At 67.4% G+C, this 16,535-nt stretch carries 9 protein-coding genes and 1 pseudogene; 4 read left to right on the forward strand and 6 right to left on the reverse strand.

Going from position 1 to position 16,535, the window contains the following annotated elements:
- Window positions 1–917: 917 nt before the first annotated feature.
- A complete protein-coding gene (locus HUA76_RS18595; RefSeq protein WP_174461610.1) occupies window positions 918–2,849 on the reverse strand; it encodes a hypothetical protein in 1,932 nt (643 codons plus the stop codon).
- Window positions 2,850–3,058: 209 nt separating this feature from the next.
- Between HUA76_RS18595 and HUA76_RS46460 the strand changes: the two are divergent.
- The 3 genes and pseudogenes from HUA76_RS46460 to HUA76_RS18605 all read left to right on the forward strand — a co-directional run.
- Window positions 3,059–3,160 (forward strand): annotated as a pseudogene (locus HUA76_RS46460) (IS5/IS1182 family transposase); the annotation flags it as partial.
- 25 nt (window positions 3,161–3,185) lie between these two features.
- Complete coding sequence (locus tag HUA76_RS18600; protein ID WP_174452960.1) at window positions 3,186–3,836, forward strand: TetR/AcrR family transcriptional regulator; 651 nt, start codon at window positions 3,186–3,188, stop codon at window positions 3,834–3,836.
- Window positions 3,837–3,941: 105 nt separating this feature from the next.
- A complete protein-coding gene (locus tag HUA76_RS18605; RefSeq protein ID WP_174461611.1) occupies window positions 3,942–6,419 on the forward strand; it encodes a GH25 family lysozyme in 2,478 nt (825 codons plus the stop codon).
- 71 nt (window positions 6,420–6,490) lie between these two features.
- On the opposite strand, the gene HUA76_RS18610 is transcribed toward HUA76_RS18605, so the two are convergent.
- Both HUA76_RS18610 and HUA76_RS18615 read right to left on the reverse strand, forming a co-directional pair.
- On the reverse strand, window positions 6,491–7,045 hold the full coding sequence (locus HUA76_RS18610) for a dihydrofolate reductase family protein (RefSeq protein ID WP_174461612.1): 555 nt from the start codon (window positions 7,043–7,045) through the stop codon (window positions 6,491–6,493).
- Window positions 7,046–7,228: 183 nt separating this feature from the next.
- Window positions 7,229–9,667: an FG-GAP-like repeat-containing protein gene (locus tag HUA76_RS18615; RefSeq protein ID WP_254614278.1), complete on the reverse strand. Its 2,439-nt coding sequence runs from the start codon at window positions 9,665–9,667 to the stop codon at window positions 7,229–7,231.
- A gap of 459 nt (window positions 9,668–10,126) precedes the next feature.
- Between HUA76_RS18615 and HUA76_RS18620 the strand changes: the two genes are divergently transcribed.
- Entirely contained in the window at window positions 10,127–11,455 is a 1,329-nt protein-coding gene (locus tag HUA76_RS18620) for a M12 family metallopeptidase (RefSeq protein ID WP_174461614.1), read from the forward strand.
- Between the two features lie 57 nt (window positions 11,456–11,512).
- Here HUA76_RS18620 and HUA76_RS18625 read toward each other — a convergent pair whose 3' ends face one another.
- The 3 genes from HUA76_RS18625 to HUA76_RS18635 form a co-directional block, all read right to left on the reverse strand.
- Window positions 11,513–12,937: a DUF1552 domain-containing protein gene (locus HUA76_RS18625; protein WP_174461615.1), complete on the reverse strand. Its 1,425-nt coding sequence runs from the start codon at window positions 12,935–12,937 to the stop codon at window positions 11,513–11,515.
- Window positions 12,934–14,643, reverse strand: coding sequence for a DUF1592 domain-containing protein (locus HUA76_RS18630; protein WP_254614279.1), 1,710 nt, complete (start codon window positions 14,641–14,643; stop codon window positions 12,934–12,936). The genes HUA76_RS18625 and HUA76_RS18630 overlap by 4 nt, the downstream gene beginning before the upstream one ends.
- 240 nt (window positions 14,644–14,883) lie before the next feature.
- Entirely contained in the window at window positions 14,884–16,260 is a 1,377-nt protein-coding gene (locus tag HUA76_RS18635; protein WP_174461616.1) for a hypothetical protein, read from the reverse strand.
- Window positions 16,261–16,535: the final 275 nt, after the last annotated feature.

Below are 16,535 nucleotides of genomic sequence, written 5' to 3' on the forward strand. Positions count from 1 at the left end.
GGAGGCCCCGGGGAGACTCACTCTATACCGATGGTCCGGGAAAGGGACAAACACGAACGGTCATGGCGATTCCCGCGCCAGCAGTACGGCCTGGTTCCGCAAGGAATAGACTTTCGGACGACTGGGCGCGCCTTCAATCAAGCGCTTCGGCATGACTTGATGTGGGCTGCGCGCGAAGGATGCGCCACCCTCCGCCTGGCGACGACCCGAGGCGCAATCATTTTGCGAGTGCACTTCGTTCCAAAATCAAGTTCCTGCGAGAGCAGACCCGAACTGGGGCGTCCGCCGCTGGCCTGAAAGAGCTCGCCGCAGGACTTGCCATCGTTGACGGCAGTGGCTCGGCTGCAGTGGTGCTCGACGAAATCGCAGGTCCTGGCCCATGGGACCACTCCATCTGTCTCAGTGCCGCCGCGTGATTGTTGATGGCTGGGGTCATCTTCCCCGCGAACACTGTGTTCGCTTTGGCCGATTCCGGCTTTGAGCGCCCAGCGAAATGGATGCGGGATTCAGACAAATACCGCTTCTGGGTTCTGTCGAACCGAACATCGGCAGCATCGTATGAAGCTGGCTCAGCGCCGGACGGAGGTGACCACGCGGCTGCTGGAATTGTGCGAACGCGGCCTACCGGAGTTCAGTCGGCGCATTCTCTCGAATGTCATGAACTCGCCAGGCTCGCGCGAGGCGCTCGCTGCAAATCCATCCCTTTCATCGCGAGGCACGCGTTAGACAAGAAGGCCCTGCCAGTTGGCAGGGCCTTCTTTCAGCTCCCCCTACTCCCGCCCGCTACGCCCAATAGGGCTCCTCTCCTTCTCATGCTCCGTTGCAGGCGACCCACCGCGCAGGCGCCTCTCCCCCTGGCGCCGATGGAGTGTGCCGAAGCGTGGCGAGCGAATCCCCGCCACGCTCCGGGATAGGACTCACAACGTCTTCATGTATTCGATCAGCGCGGTGCGCTCCGCATCGGTCAGCACGTCGGTGAACGTGTGGCCTGAGTTCGACTGGCTGAACATCCGGGTGTTGTAGATCTTGCGATCCTCGATATCCGAGTTCGAGAAACTTGGGGACACGATGCTGCCGAGGAGGTTCCAGGCCAGCGCGCCGTTGCCGTACAGCAGCGACAGCCCGCTCTCGATGAGCGGCGTCTCGTTCGGATCCCACGGATTGCAGTGGTTGAACGGCGAGAAGGTCAGGTGGCTGCACGCAATCGTGTCGTACTTCCACCCGACCTTGGCCTGGTCATAGGCCTTCGCGAGGTCGGTCTCGAATCCCATCACGACGCCGAACCTCGGCGACTTCGACTTGCGACGCCAGATCCGCGGGCGGTCCGACGACTTGAGCAAGCTCCAGAGGTCGGGCACCGAGCCGTTGTGGAAGTAGGGGCCGGACGCCCAGATACCGTAGAGCGGCTGCGCGAGATAGCCAATCATGTTGTACTTTTCGGCGCACCCGTCCTGACCGTTGTACCCGAAGAAGCTGTATTTCGCCTGGGTCTCGACGGCTCCGTCGTTGGCGAGCAGTCGGGCTTCATCGGTGTCGATGACGTTGATCGCCGTGACGTTGGCCGCCATGCCCTCGAACAAGGGATTGGCGAGGAAGCTCGGATCGTTCACGTAGCGCGGCGCGTAGGCTCCATGGCAGCTCGCGCACGAGCCGTTGCCGGCCTGCTGCGGCTTCACGACCGGGTTGTTGCGGTTCGCTGCCCACAGATCGAGCGTGTGGAACAGGAGCGACCCCTGCTGCGCGAGCGCCGTGTTGACCGGTAGAGGGTATGCCGGCGACTTCAGACCGAGCATCCAGGTGTTCGCCTCGTACTCGTTTTCGAGGATCCAGTCGTAGCCGCCCTCGTAGTTCGGCAGTGCGGCGCCCGGCATGTACCACGAGAGTTCGATGCGCGTGGCGTCGCTGCTCATCCCGGCGTCGAAGAACTTCACCGGCCGGTGCCCGAGGTTCCACCAGTTCGGCGGGTCTTCCGTGCCGGTCGAGCCGGCCGCCCAGATCTCCGGATTGAGGATGACGCCGGGGATGGTCCCGTCGGGGTCGAAGATGGTGAGCAGGGCGAAGAGCTGGAAGTTGGTGATGTTCCCCGTGCCGCGGATGCGGTTCAGGGAGGCAATCGTGAAGGCGGGGTTGAGGCCTCCGAGCTCGCCCAGGAACAGGGACGCGTCGGTGAGGCCGTTGGTGCCGTGGAGTGCCCCCAGGCCCGCGCCGTCGCTCGCCTTGCCAATCTGGCCGCTGTGACAGACCGAACACGTGACGCCGATCTGTCCGCTCCACGAGCCGTCGGGATTGCGTGTCTGGGTCAGTGCCATCGGCAGTTGGCCGGAGCCACCGTTCGTGCGGTTCGGATCCTCGAACGGGAGAGGATACGGATTGCGCTGCGCGCTGAGCGGGGTGCCGTAGCGCTCGGCGACGAGGTTGTCGAAGTCGGAAGGGCGGAACGGCAGGCCCCACCTCAGCCACAGCGCGTTGTACTGGGACGCCGACATCGACCAGAGACTCCAGGCGGAATGGCCGCTGAACTCCCAGCCGGCATCGGGACTTCCGTTTCCGCCGAGCAGCCGCCCTCCAGCCGCATTGGTCGACCGCAGCTCGCCACACGTCAGCGGAGCCCGGTTCATGCACGAGTTCCATCCCACGTTGAAGACGACGTTCTTGTTCGCCGTCGGCGTCACGAGTGACCGTGGGTCGGGCGGTAGGAGCGTCGCATCGGACTTGCCCGTACAGAAATCGAACCAGTAGTGCCCTCCACGCTTGCTGCCGAGCAGGTCCGATTGTGCTGCCGCCGGTGTGCTGCCGACACAGACAAAACACATCGCGACGAGAACGCTTCGAGTCAGACGTGCCGCCATGACGTCCCTCCTCCTGACAGCCTGTGGGTCGGTCGGATGGGGCTTCGGTCCGACCGGCTGGGCGCGTGCTCGGAGACATCAGTTTCCGAGACGCACGCTCGGTATGAGCGCACTTCACGTGTACCCCGAAAAGGGACATTTGTCGCCAAAGTGCCGTAGGCGACATTTGTCGCCTAACCGCCTCTTGCGAAAGTCAGGGCTGGGCGGGTGCCCGTCCGGGCGTCGAGTCCAAGGAAGGACTCGGCCGCCACCGCCAGGTTGTCGAGCGAACCCTGGCGTGGAAGAACCCGCTTGGCCGACTGCGAGTCCGCGACGGACGCAATGGAGTCAAGCGCCATGGCTGACGATGCGCGTCAATCCGCTCCCAACCCAGACTTCGTGGCGCGCAAGCCGCAGCAGCAGCGCGCCAAGGTCCGGGTCGATGCCGTGCTCCAGGCGGCGGAGGAGCTGCTGCTCGAATCAGGGCTCTCGGCCTTCTCCATCCCGACGCTGGCGGAGCGTCTCGAGTACCCGCGCTCGACGATCTACAAGTTCTTTCCGACCCCCCAAGCCCTGCTCAACGAGCTCGCGGAGCGCCAACTGGCGGCGCTGGAAGCGCACCTGACGAACTATGCCCAAAGCCTCCTGGGGGCCAAGGACTGGCAGGAACCGCTCACGCGCATGGTTCAGGAGGCGGCGGATTTCTACCGCACGCATCCGGCGGCGCAGGTCGTCCTGCTGACCGGACCGGTCTCGGATGTGAGCTTTCGCGCGCTCGAGTCCACGATCGCGCGCCTCGGCACGCTCGCGCGCAACCTGCTCGCGACGCACGGCATCGACATCCCGCGGGGCTCGCCGGACATCGCGGCGCTGGCGGTGGAGTTCGGCACCGCGAGCCTGCGTATGTCCTTCTACCTTCATGGCCGCATGACGAACGAATACACCCAGGCCGCGGCCGACGTGATGATTTCATTCCTGGCAATGCGGCTGGGATTGCCTCTGCGCTGATTCAGGCCCAGGCGTCCAGCAGGGGAGCAGGACACCTCCATCGCAAGAATTTCACGTTTTCATGCTAAATCTGCTCTGGTTCGAGTCATCCAACCAGGGAGCGACATGAATACCCGAGCCCGTCCAGGGCGCTTCAACCCGCGCCGCCTCTCGACCCCGACGAAGCTGCTGTGGGGCCTGCTCGTCGTCCTGACCGCCTGCGGAGGCCCGGACACGGGAGGCTCCGGGAGCCCCACCGACGTGGGCCAGGAAGCGCAGGCCCTCGCACCGTCCAACGTGCAGGCCTTCTACGCGGAGTCCCGGTGGGGGACCCGCTTCGGCGTCAAGGGCCCCTACTACGGTCCCCTGGGGCACCGGGGGCTGGACCTCTACGCGAGCGCGGGCCAGGCCATCCCCGCGCTCCGCTCGGGCATCGTTCGCCGCGTGCAGTACTCCTCCATCGTGGGCCACACCCTCGCGGTGGAGTCCGCTCCGGGCGACTTCTCCGGGTACGCCCACGTCATCCGGACGCGCTTCGCGGTGGGCGACTCCGTCCAGCAGGGCGACATCATCGCGTACGTGGCGGGCGCGGGAGACGACCACGGCTCGGCGTGGACCGGGCCCCACCTCCATATGACCCGGGGCACCACCAACAACGCCGCGTTCGGCGAGAACGTCAGCGACCCCGCGCCGCTCATCCGCAACGTGCTCGGCACCGGCAGCGGCGGAGGCACCGGCAGCGGTGGAGGTTCCGGGGGAATCCAGATCAGCATCGACGAGGGGAAGATCCTCCAGCGCGTGGCCCAGCGGGGCGGCTACACGGGCGCGGTGGACGGCGTGCCCGGCGTCAACACGTGGAAGGGCATCCAGACGGTCCTCACCGGCAAGGGCTTCTACTCCGGCCCCATCGACGGCGTGCCGGGTGAGAACACCTGGAAGGGAGTCCAGCGGCTCGCCCAGCTCGGCGGGTACACGGGCCCCGTGGATGGCTTCCCGGGGCAGTACACCTACGCGGGGCTCACCACCTGGCTGGCCCAGGACCCCGGAACGCCGCCCCCGTCCGGGATGAGCGGTGTGTATGGGATTGATGTCGGAACGACGCAGCGGGACCTGGACTTCAATGCCATCAAGAGCGCCGGCTACCAGTTCGCGATCGTCAAGGCCGGCGGCTCCAATGTCTCTCCCCTCTACGTCGCGCCCTACTACACCCAGCAGGTCGCCCGGGCCCGCGCGGCCGGGCTGCTCGTGGGGCACTACTGGGTGGCGGGCTCGTACACCCCGGCCGGTGACGCGCAGTACTTCGTGGACCACCTCTACGACCACCGGCCCGGTGACCTGCTGGTGCTCGACAACGAGGCCATCGACAACGGCATCTTCTGGAACGACTCCCTGACCGCGAGCTTCATGCAGGCGGTCAAGACGCGGCTGGGCAAGGCCCCGTTCCTGTACACGTACTCGAGTCTGCTCAAGGCCCACACCTGGCCCCAGACGCAGGCCGTGGGCTCGAAGCTCTGGATTGCCCACTACACGGGCACGCCGGGCAACCCGTCCGTGGGGACGGCCTATCCCACGTGGGAGATCCACCAATACACGTCGTCCGGCAACCAGAACGGGATTCCACTCGACCTGAACGTCGCGAAGCCGTCCGCGTTCGTCGGACTGGCCCAGCCCCCGCTGGGCGCGACGGCGCCTCCGCCCACGGCCATCCCCGGAGGGAGTGGCGGCGGAGGCACCCCCGTCATCACCGCCCAGCAGGGAACCATCCTCCAGAACCTGGCGCGCCGCGGGGGCTATACCGGCCCCATTGACGGCGTGCCGGGGGCCCAGACCTGGACGGGCATCCAGAAGGTCCTGCGTGAGCTGGGGTATTACTCGGGGCCGGCCGACGGCGTCCCGGGCGTCAACACGTACAAGGGATTGCAACTGCTGGCCCAGGACGGTGGCTACACGGGCCCCATCGATGGCGTCCCCGGCCCCAATACCTATAACGGCATCCAGGCGTACCTGGACGGGTCCTCCGGTCCCGTGCCGCCCGTCACCCAGGCCCAGGGCGTGACGCTGCAACGGATTGCGAGCGCGGGCGGGTATACCGGCGCGGTGGATGGCGTCCCCGGCACGAACACGTGGAAGGGCGTCCAGCAGGTCCTCGGGGGGTATGGCTATTCCGGACCCGTGGATGGCGTCATGGGCACCCAGTCCTACGCGGCGCTCCAGCGCTTCGCCGCGAAGGGCGGCTACACGGGCCCCATCGACGGTGCCATGGGCACCCAGTCCTGGAAGGGCGTGCAGACCGTGCTGCGGGGCTTCGGCTACACGGGCCCCATCGACGGTGTCATGGGCACCCAGTCCTACGCGGCGCTGCAGCGGGTGGCGCGCCTGGGCGGGTACATGGGCCCCCCCGATGGGGCCCCGGGCGTGAACTCGTGGCGGGGCCTCCAGACCTTCCTGAGCGGCGCCGGGTACACGGGGCCCGTTGACGGGGCCCCCGGGACGAACACGTACAAGGTGCTCCAGTCGCTGGCGAACCGGGGCGGCTACAGCGGGCCGCTCGACGGCATCCCCGGCCCCAACACGTACGCGGGCCTGGCGAACCTCCTGGACTGACGTCTGGCCCACTGCCCCAGGCCCGCTCCCGTGCGTCGGGAGGGGCCTGGCGCGGAGTTACAGACTCCAACTCATCCCGCTTTGCGACGGAAGTGGAGCGCCAGTACGCCGGACTTGAACCGCTGCGTCGATAGGAGCTCGAGCTGCCGCGCACTCGACAGGCCCTGAAACAACGTCGGCCCGCGGCCACTGATGATGGGATGAACGACGATGCGGTACTCGTCGATGAGCCCCCACTCCTCCAGCGCGGCCGCGAGCTTGGGCGCTCCGACGAGGACACCCCGCTCGGTCTTCGCTTTCAGCGCCGAGATCGCCTCGCGAAGGTCACCCTCCACCTTGATGGTGTTCCGCCACGGAAAGTCGCTCCGCGAACCCGACACGACGTACTTTGCCTTCGCCTCGAGCTTCTGTGCCCACTCGCGCATCGCGCGCGGCGCCTTTTCGTCGCGTGCCACCGCGGGCCAGGCTCCCTCCATCAGCTCGTAGGTGTTGCGCCCGAAGAGCATCGCCCCGCTCTGGTCCATGAGCTGCGTCCAATAGTCGTGCAGTTCGTCGTCCGCGATGCCCTGGGTGTGATCGATGCACCCGTCCAAAGTGACGTTGAGACCGAAGGTGAGGAGGTTCATGGCGTGGGACTCTACGAAAAGCGCCCCCAGCGCGCAGCAGCCCGAGCCAGCGACGCAATGCCCGTCAGGCGCCTGCGCGTCTTTCGGTGCGCCGCGCTCGAAGCACGCGGCGCACCGATTCTCCTACCGAGACCGCGCTGAAATCAGGGCACACGGCCCCATCGCGGCATCGCGGACAGCTCCTCAGAGTCCGTTGGGGACCACAGTCACGGTGGCGGAGCCCCTGTTGGTCAGGATGAGATCGGCGTACCCATCCGCATCCATGTCCGCGGTGGCGATGGCGTTGAGGCCAGGCGAGGCGCCGGTCGTGACGACGGTGTCCGCGGTGAAGCCTCCGTTGCCGTTGCCGGTCATCGGGCGGACGCCGCCCGAGGCCGCTGTCACGAGGATGTAGGCGTCGAGCTTGCCATCGCCGTTGAAGTCACCGGCCACGACGCCCAGCGCCGAGTTGGTGGCCGAAGTGGCCGAGGCGGTTGACTGAACGCCGCTCGCGAAGGTGCCGTTGCCGTTCCCTCTGAAGAAGAAGAGGAACCGGCCGGCCGCGCCGTTCGAGAGGATGTCGAGCGTGCCGTCGCCGTTGGCGTCGCCGAAGGCGATGCCCGCCGTCAGGCCGCCGGCGGAATTGCTGTAGGCGACGGGTGCGGCGAACGAGCCGTTGCCCTGGTTGATGAGGACCGACAGGCGTGCGCTGGAGGGGCTCGTCACCACGATATCGGAGAAGCCATCGCTGTTCAGGTCACGGCAGGCGATGCTCGACTGCACGCCGCCGGTGTTCTGGATGCCGATGAACGTGGGCGCGCCGAAGTTGCCCGCGCCGGTGCCGAAGAGCACGCTCACCTGGCTCTGGGTCACGCTGGTCGTGGCGATGTCAGCCACCCCGTTGTTATCGAAGTCCCCGGTGCAGAGGTGGACGGAGCCCGGAGTGCCCGTGGTGAAGCTCGTCGGCGCGCCGAAGGTCCCGGGCGCGCTCGAGCCCAGGTTCTTGTAGACGCTGATGTTTCCGTTGATGAGGGGCAGGTTGGTCTGGCCGTCGACAGTGACGGCGTCGAGCCACCCGTCACCGTCCACGTCCACGGCCACGACCGCGTTGCTGGAGAGCGAGGCGCTCCCGTAGTTGACCTCCGACTGGACGCTGGCGTCGCCATTCCCCAGGAAGACGGAGAGCGAGCCAGAGGGAGTCTGGGTCGTCCCGGATTCGGCGTTGGCCACCAGGATGTCGAGCTTGCCGTCGCCATTCACATCGGCGACCGCCGGGGCCAGCGGGCTGTGGTTCGCGGGGGTGCTGACCGGCGTGCCGGGGACCTGGCCGGGGGGCGGGGCCTGGCAGGTGGCGTTCGAGCAGATCTGGCCCGTCGAGCACACGATGCCGCAGGCGCCGCAACTGTTGGCGTCGCTCTGGAGGTTCACCTCGCAGCCGTCGGACGAGGTCCCGTTGCAGTCCGCGAGGGTGCCCGAGCAAGACTGGCAGATGGGCCCCTCGTAGGTGGGCGCGCACTTGCAGGTGTAGCTGCCCACGCCGTCGATGCAGGTGCCGCCGTTCAGGCAGGGGTTTGCGGCGCACTCGTCGATGTTGGTGCAGATCACCCCGTCGCCTTCGTACCCCGCATTGCAGGCGCAGGTGAAGGAGCCTCCGATGTTGGTGCAGGCGGCGTTTTCGCTGCAATTGTCGGTACCGGCGGCGCACTCGTCGATGTCGGTGCAGGTCACGCCGTCGCCCTCGTAGCCCGCGGTGCAGGCGCAGGTGAAGGAGCCCCCGATGTTGGTGCAGGTGGCGTTCTCGCTGCAATTGTCGGTACCGGCGGCACACTCGTCGATGTCGGTACAGGTCACGCCGTCGCCCTCGTACCCCGCAGTGCAGGCGCAGGTGAAGGAGCCCCCGATGTTGGTGCAGGTGGCGTTTTCGCTGCAATTGTCGGTACCGGCGGCGCACTCGTCGATGTCGGTACACACTGTCGGCTGTCCCGTGCAGGTGTAGCCCGGCTCCAACTGGCAGACGCTGTTGCAGCCGTCTCCCGAGAGTTGATTGCCGTCGTCACAGACTTCGAATCCGCCCAGCACCCCATCACCACAGACGGCCCGCAGCGACGTCTCCACCGCGTCCACGAGGTAGATGGCGAGCGCGCCCTTCAGGCGCACATAGCGATAGGGGACGTTCCCCGGGTAGAGCGCCACCGCCACATGCGTCCCCAGGCCCAGCTCCACCAGGTGCAACGAGCTGGAGCCGATGAAGGTCCCATCCGCCTTCAGGAAGTCCACCTGGGCCACCAGCGCCAACGACAGGCCCTTGTAATAGACGCGCAGGTCGCCGGTGCCTTCCTCGCCCGCACCCAGGTCCAACACCAGCGCCGCGTTGAGCAGGCCCAGCAGCGTCGCCGCCTGTCCATCCGGAGCGCCCAGCGCCGCGCTCGCGTTGAGCACCGCCGCATTGGTGCCCGACGCCACCGCGTCCGCATACGGGTCCCACGTCAACGAGGCTTCCAGCGGCTCACTCGTCAACGCCCCGGAGTCTTCTTGTGACACCCCATCCGCGGGAGGACGGGAGTCCACACCACACGCCCCCAGTGACAAGGCCAGTGTCACGCCCAGCCCCCACGACCACAGCACACCTTGACGGCTTCGCATCTTGTTTCTCCCCCAAGGAGCAGGATGGAACCCGGAATGGACCAGCCCCCCCATGAAATGAAAGACACTATTCCTTTCTCCCTCCCGTTCGGCCAGCAACATGCGAATGGCCAGCGTCCTCTGGCGACCAGCCAGAAAGCACTTGAGGACCATGGACACAGAGTCCATGACATGCACTTGATCGTCTCCGCGTCTGTTCCCGCACGTCCGCGAAGGTGAAGGGGTCTACTCGTGTGGTTACGCCTGGAACCCGAGTCCTGGCGTTAAAATCTATACGGGGAATCCACATGTACCCGTTCGCCTTGGCAAGCATGAATGCATATGCAGCGCATCTCCTCCCTGCGGCGAAGGCACCGGGGCATGCCGCGAATTGATGAGGATCATCAATTCCAAACGACAAATGTCAGAGCGATGTGATTGCCTCCTGCTCCCCGGAATGCCTTCCGGAAAGGAGGCACCATGCTTCGAAGCACATTGAAGTCCGCGCTGGTTGCACTGTTCATCCCCAGCCTGCTGCTCACCGCCTGCGGTGAGGGACTGGAGTCGCGTCCCGCCCTGGACCCGGAGATGGCCCGGGTGCCGGCTGGCGCTCCGGTTCGCGAGGGCTACGCCTGGAACGCCGCGAGAGGGAAGCTGGTGCCCGTAAAGTACGCCGAGGTGGATGGACTGGCCATCCTCGATGGAGACATGATTCTCGGCACGGTGGAGGAGATGGAGGCGCGCGTGCGCGAGGTGAAGGCCCGGGGAGGTCTCGACGCCCCGGGAGTCCACGCCCAGGGCGTGGCCATCACCGGAGCAAACTTCCGCTGGACCAACTCCGAGGTGCCCTACACCATCGACGCGGCTGTGCCAAACCAGGCGCGAATCACGGACGCCATCAATCACTGGCAACAGCGTACGCACCTGCGCTTCGTGCAACGCAACGTGCTCAACGCGGCGCTGTACCCGAACTACGTCAATTTCCAGACGGGCGCCGGGTGCAGTGCCCACGTGGGACGAATTGGTGGCAGGCAGGTGGTGACGCTGGAGGCCGGGTGCACCACGGGCAACACCATCCATGAAATCGGACATGCCCTGGGGCTGTGGCACGAGCAGTCGCGCGAGGACCGCAATAACTACGTGCTCGTCCGGCCCGAGAACATCACCGCGGGCTATGAGCAGAACTTCAACCAGCAGATCGCCGACGGTGACGACATCCTCGCCTATGACTACGGCTCCATCATGCACTACCCGAGGACGGCGTTCTCGAAGAATGGGCTGCCCACCATCGAACCCCTGGGGGGGCAGGCCATCGGGCAGCGCGATTCGCTGAGCATCACGGACGCGGCCACCGTGGCGCGTCTCTACTCGAGAACCATCTCCCTGCGTGCCTTGCGCGGCCACTACGTGGTGGCCGAGGGCGGCGGCGGCGGCGCGGTGAACGCCAATCGTGCCGCCGTGGGTCCCTGGGAGAAGTTCCAACTGGTGGACCGCAACGGTTTCGAGCTGCAGACCGGCGACCTCATCCACCTGCAGACGGTCAACGGCAACTATCTCATGGCCGTGAACGGTGGCGGCTCGGAGGTGACAGCCACCCCCACGGCGCCTGGCAGCTATGAAACCTTCCGCATCTCGAAGATATCCGGCACGGGCCTGCTCACCATCGGCACCGGAGACACCGTGGCCCTGTCGACGAACAATCTCCTCACCCCCCGCTATCTGTATGCCGATAACGGGGGCGACGGCGGGGTGTATGCCGCCGGTGCCTCCGTGGGGCAATGGGAGCAGTTCACCATCACCTTCTACTGAGGGATGCGGTAGAGCCTGCTCCAGCGTCGAACACTGGAGCAGGTCGCCATCGTCTACTCAGGCGATGAGCTCGGAGAGCACGCCCTTGGTCAGCGCCGGGTCGCCGAAGTCGTCCAGGCTCCCGCCGGCCGCGTTCCTCAGCCCCACGGCGGTGCCAATCGTGTTCAGCATCCGGTTGTGGTTGGGATTGCCGCCGCCCGACGCCTCGACGTAGACGCCCTGCTTGAGGAAGCCATTGCAGCTCCCCGCCAGGACGAAGGGCACATTGCGCGCCGAGTGAGCCGGCCCGTTGCCCAGGTCGTTGTACCAGACAGACACGCCGTGCTCGATGAGTCGCTTTCCGTCCGGCATCTGGTAGGCCGCCAGCCGGTCCAGGAGGTGCTTGAAGGCGCGCGCGAACTGCACGTCCACGTGGTGGTGCAGCAGGTCCGAGCCGGTGATGATGCCGCCGCTGGAGTCGTGCGACGTGCGACGGTGGGACACGTAATGGAAGTTCTCCATCAACTGCCCCGTGTCCGGGTCGCGGTAGCGCGTATCGCCGTCGTTGCCGTTGCCCACCTGGATGACGGCCGCGCGGTTGGTGCCGCACGCAATCGCCATCACCGCGATGTCCATGTGCAGCCTGGCGGTGGCGAGCACCTCGGTGCCGTCCGTGCTGTCATAGCCGGGTGACTGCTGCTGGAGGATGAGCTCCTGGTCCGCGCGCATGCGGCAGCTCAGGGCGACCTCCAGGTCCCGGACGTTGGACAGGTGCAGGTCCAAGCGCTCATGGTCGGACGCGCTCAGCTCGGGACGCTGCTGGAGCGACTGGAGCTGGGCCTTCACCAGGTCGTTCACGCTGCGCTGCCGGACGAGGAGCTGCTCGCGAGCCTCGGGAGTCAGTCCTCCCGGGCCGCCAATCATCGTCTGGTACGCATTCCACGGGTCATGCAGCGCGGCCCGGCGCACGTTGCTGCTCCGGTAGGAGAGGCAGGGCCCCCCGAGCCAGCCGCCACGCCGGCCCGCGTAGAAGACGAGCGAGTCACGCTGCTGCGGATTGAGCTCGCGGCCGATGCGGTGGTCAATGGACTCGCCTCCGGACTCGGAGCCGCCGCCCGCGCCCTCCACCACGGGGCCCCGCGCGGTCAGCCCCTGCATGGCACCGCGGGCGTGGCCGTCCCCGTAGTTGTAGTCCTTCATGTTGATGTTGCGCACCAGCAGCAGGTCCGCGAGGTGGTCCTTGAGCACGTCCACGGCCCGCCCGGCGAGGCTCTCCGCGGTGAGCGCCCCCAGGGTGCGCGGCCAGAAGCGCTCCGGCTCCGCGCCGAGCTCCGACGTCGTCTGGGCCGAGGCGACGCCGTTGGCCTGCCGGAAGAAGATGGCGTACGGCAGCGCCCCCGAGTCCGCCGCGCGGGCGGTCCTCGGCACCAGCCCCTCGAGAAACGGCAGGCTCAGCATCGTCCCGCCCAGGCCCTTCAACACCATCCGGCGACTCAGCTTCATGGCAGCTCCTCCGGGTGGCGATTCACGAAGCCCTCGCTGGTGACGACCTCCACGACGAGGTCGACGATGGACAGGTTGCCCTCCTTCGACAGCTTTCCGAGCCGCTCCACCAGCGGCCCATCCTCGTGGGCGAACGGGCGCCCGTGGAGGTACTCCACCCAGTGCTGCGCGTAGCACGCATGCACCCCTTCATTGGCCGCGAGTGCGTCCGCCAGGTCGAGCGCGTCGCGCACCGGCACCTTCTCTCCGTTGATGTTGGGAGTCGAGCTGGCGTCCACCGGATGTCCGTTGTCCGTGGTGCGGTAGCCGCCGATGGCGTCGAAGTTCTCGAAGGGGAAGCCGAGCGGATTGATGAGGTGCGAGTGGCAGCTGGCGCACGCACTCCCGGGCACTTCGGTGTGCGAGGCGACGACCTCGCGATTGGTGCGGCCCTGCGGGGCGGGGAGCGGTGGGATGTTGGCCGGCGGCGCGCCAATCTTCCGGCAGATGATGCGCTCGGACACGAAGACGCCGCGGTGGATGGGGTCCGGGTCCACCGACGTCGCGTGCGCGGCCAGGAAGCCCACCTGGGTGAGCACGCCCTTGCGCTCGCGTGAGTCCAACGTCACGGGGACGAAGTCGGCGGTGAACGCGCCACTCAGCCCGTAGACGCGCGCCAGCTCGTCGTTGACGAAGGTGGCCGGCGAGGTGAGCAGGTCGCTGTAGCCGCCCTTGCGGGAGAAGACGACGTCCTGGACGAAGAGGGTCGTCTCCCGGGCCGCGTGCTCCCCGAGGCGCTCGGACACCTGCGGGTAGCGCGTGAGGGAGGGGCGGATGGTGGCATAGCGGGGCACGTCGAAGAGGGTGCGGTGGAAGGCCTCCACCACCTTGTTCGAGCGCGCGTCCTGGAGCATGCGCCGTGCCTGTGTGGCGACGCCCTCGCGGGAATGCAGGGTGCCCTCGCTCGCGGCGGCGAACAGGGCGTCGTCCGGCATGGCGCTCCAGAGGCCGTAGCTCAGCCGCGAAGCCACTTCGTAGTCGTCGAGCGGCACCCGGTCCCGCACGGCCTGCGTGCTGCGCTCCACGCGGTAGAGGAAGTGGGGCGACTGGAGAAAGGCTTCAATCACCAGCCGGATGCCCCCCTCGAAGGCCGCCATGTCCGCGTAGGCCTGAGGGCCCCTGCGGTACAGCCCGAGGTAGCTCTCCACCTCTTCGGACGTCAGCGGGCGCCGGTGCGCGCGCAGGCCGAAGGACTCCACGAAGGCGCGGGCGCGCGCTTCGCCGGTGTCGGCCGACGGAGGCAGCACACGCGCGAGCTTCGTCGCGTCCGTCGTCACCTGGCCGGCGAGCTCCGCGGCGGCGCGCTGGTAGGCGCCCCAGAGGGCCTCGTCGACGGAGAGGGCGCGCGCATCGTTGTCAAAGAGGAAGCCGCTCTGGGCGGGGTCCGCGCGGAAGGTGCCCGCAAGCGTGGTGGGCGGTGCATCCAGCCTGAGCAGCTCCTGCACGCTGTTCGTCCACTGCACGTGCGTCAGGCGCGCCATCCGCACGGACGGGGCTGGCTTCTCGATGGCGGTGGGCGTACCGGGGCCGGGTCCTCCACCGGGGCCCTCCGGGTTGGAGATGTTTCCTTCGCAGCCAGCAGCCCCGCTCAAGACCAGCCCGAGCACCACCGGGCGCCACCACCGTCCCCGCTCCGCTGGCTCTCGTGACAACCGTTGTGACCGCATCCTCGGCACGAGCGCCTCCATCATTGGGAGACATACCAATCGGATGGATTACGCGTTCCTGTCAATGTAGCCGCGACTCGCACGCGCGTCGGTCAAATGGCCCGATGACACGGATACTGAAAAACTCGTGTCACACGTGCATACGCGTTTCATCAGACCCGACTTTTCGTGCGGGCCTCGCGCAAAAGTGTGGAGGAGGCGCCACATGCGTGGGGGACAGACCCCCTCAATGCGCCGGTGCTACAGCCTCAGATACACGCCGAGCTGACCGCTGAAGTACAGGTCCTTGGCGCCGCCGGCGAAGACCGGGGTGCCCTCCGCGGCGTTGGCGGTGAAGGAGTAGCTCCGCATCTCTCCGCCCAGCCGCAGACCCAGCATGCGCGTCAGGGCGAACTCCACGGCGAGCTCGCCATCGAGTCCGGAGCCGCTCAGCTCCGGGAGGTAGTCGTCCGAGGACAGCTCGCCGCCGCTCAGCACGTGCTGGTAGCCCACGCGCGCGGCGATGGCCCATCGCTCGGTGAGCGCCTTGCGCAGGCCCAGCTCCACGTGCGCGAAGCGGTAGTCCACGTCGGGCAGCGTGAAGGTGCTCTCCGGCGGGAGTTCCACCGCGAAGGAGTGGGTGCCGTACAGCGCGCCCACCGAGACCTCCAGCCACCGCAGCGGCAGGCGGAAGCGCAGGCCTCCCTCCAGGAGCTGCGCGGTGGTGGCGTGACTGGAGCCATCCGGGAGCCGCGTGGACAGCCCGAAGGCGCGTGAGCCCCGCGCCACGATACCCAGGTTGTGCACCACCCCATCCGTGAAGTGGGAGAGCGGGAAGTAGCTCACCGCGAGGCTCGCCGCCGCGGCGCTGTTGAGGCTGTAGTCGGGCAGCTCGTCGGCGTTGTTGCCCGAGAAGTTGAAGCGGCGGAACAGCCCCTGTCCGGACAGCAGAACCTCCAGGGTGGGGCCGTCCAGGTCGCGCGGGCCGGCTGCCTTCGGCTCGGGCTCCACCGGCGGCTCCTCCTTCTTCACGGTGGGCGGAGGAGGCTTCACCACCGCCGGGCGCGGTGCCTCCGCGACGGGGGCCGGGGGCGCGACCTCGGGCTCGGGCTCGGCGACAGGAGTCGGAGGCGTGACGGCGGCAGGCGGGAGGCTCTGCTCCGAGCCCTCCGTCAGGGCCGCGCCCAGCCTGGGCTCGAGCTCTCGCCGCACATCGGGGAAGGCGCGGTTCGTGCGGACGGCCCAGCGCTCCTCCGCGAGGAGGGTGCCGTCCTTGCCGGAGTAGGCGCGGACCTCCACGTCCCAGCGCTTCGTCCCCTTCACCGAGGCGAGGATCAGCACGTCCGCGCCGAGCTTCTTCGCCAGCGCCTGCCGCTGCTCGTCCGTCTTCGGACCGCCGCGGATGAGCTTCACCTGGGCATCCACCTTCTTCGCGGGCAGCACCTCTCGCCCGCGTCCCTTCTTGCCCAGCTCCTGCGTCAGCACCCTGCGCAGCGCATCCGCCTGGCGGCCCTCCGGGCGCAGCACCGCCACCTGGGTCTTCTTCGCCTGAGTCTTCTTCGCCTGCGCGGCCTCGGCCGGGCGGTACGATACGACCAGCGCGAGCACCAGCAACACCCATCCCGCGACGCGGCTCACAGGGCCACCTCCCTGGCGCGGACAGACGAGGTGGAAGCGGCTGGGAGGACAGAGACGAAGGGGCGGGAACGCATGGGTGCTCGGCTTCCAGTGACGAGATGAGGGGCTGCCTCTGCCCAAAGCAATTGAGGGGCCAACATCCCGGAGCTTAGAGCCTCTATCAAATGTGAGGATAGAGGCTTCGGAAGAGCATGACGCAGCAGCCGAGGACGAGGAAGCCGAAGTGGACGTCGTCCCTGCGCTCGTCACGGACACGGAGCCGACGAAGTTGATTT

The organism is Myxococcus sp. CA056 (assembly GCF_013336715.1).
GTDB lineage: Bacteria > Myxococcota > Myxococcia > Myxococcales > Myxococcaceae > Myxococcus > Myxococcus llanfairpwllgwyngyllgogerychwyrndrobwllllantysiliogogogochensis.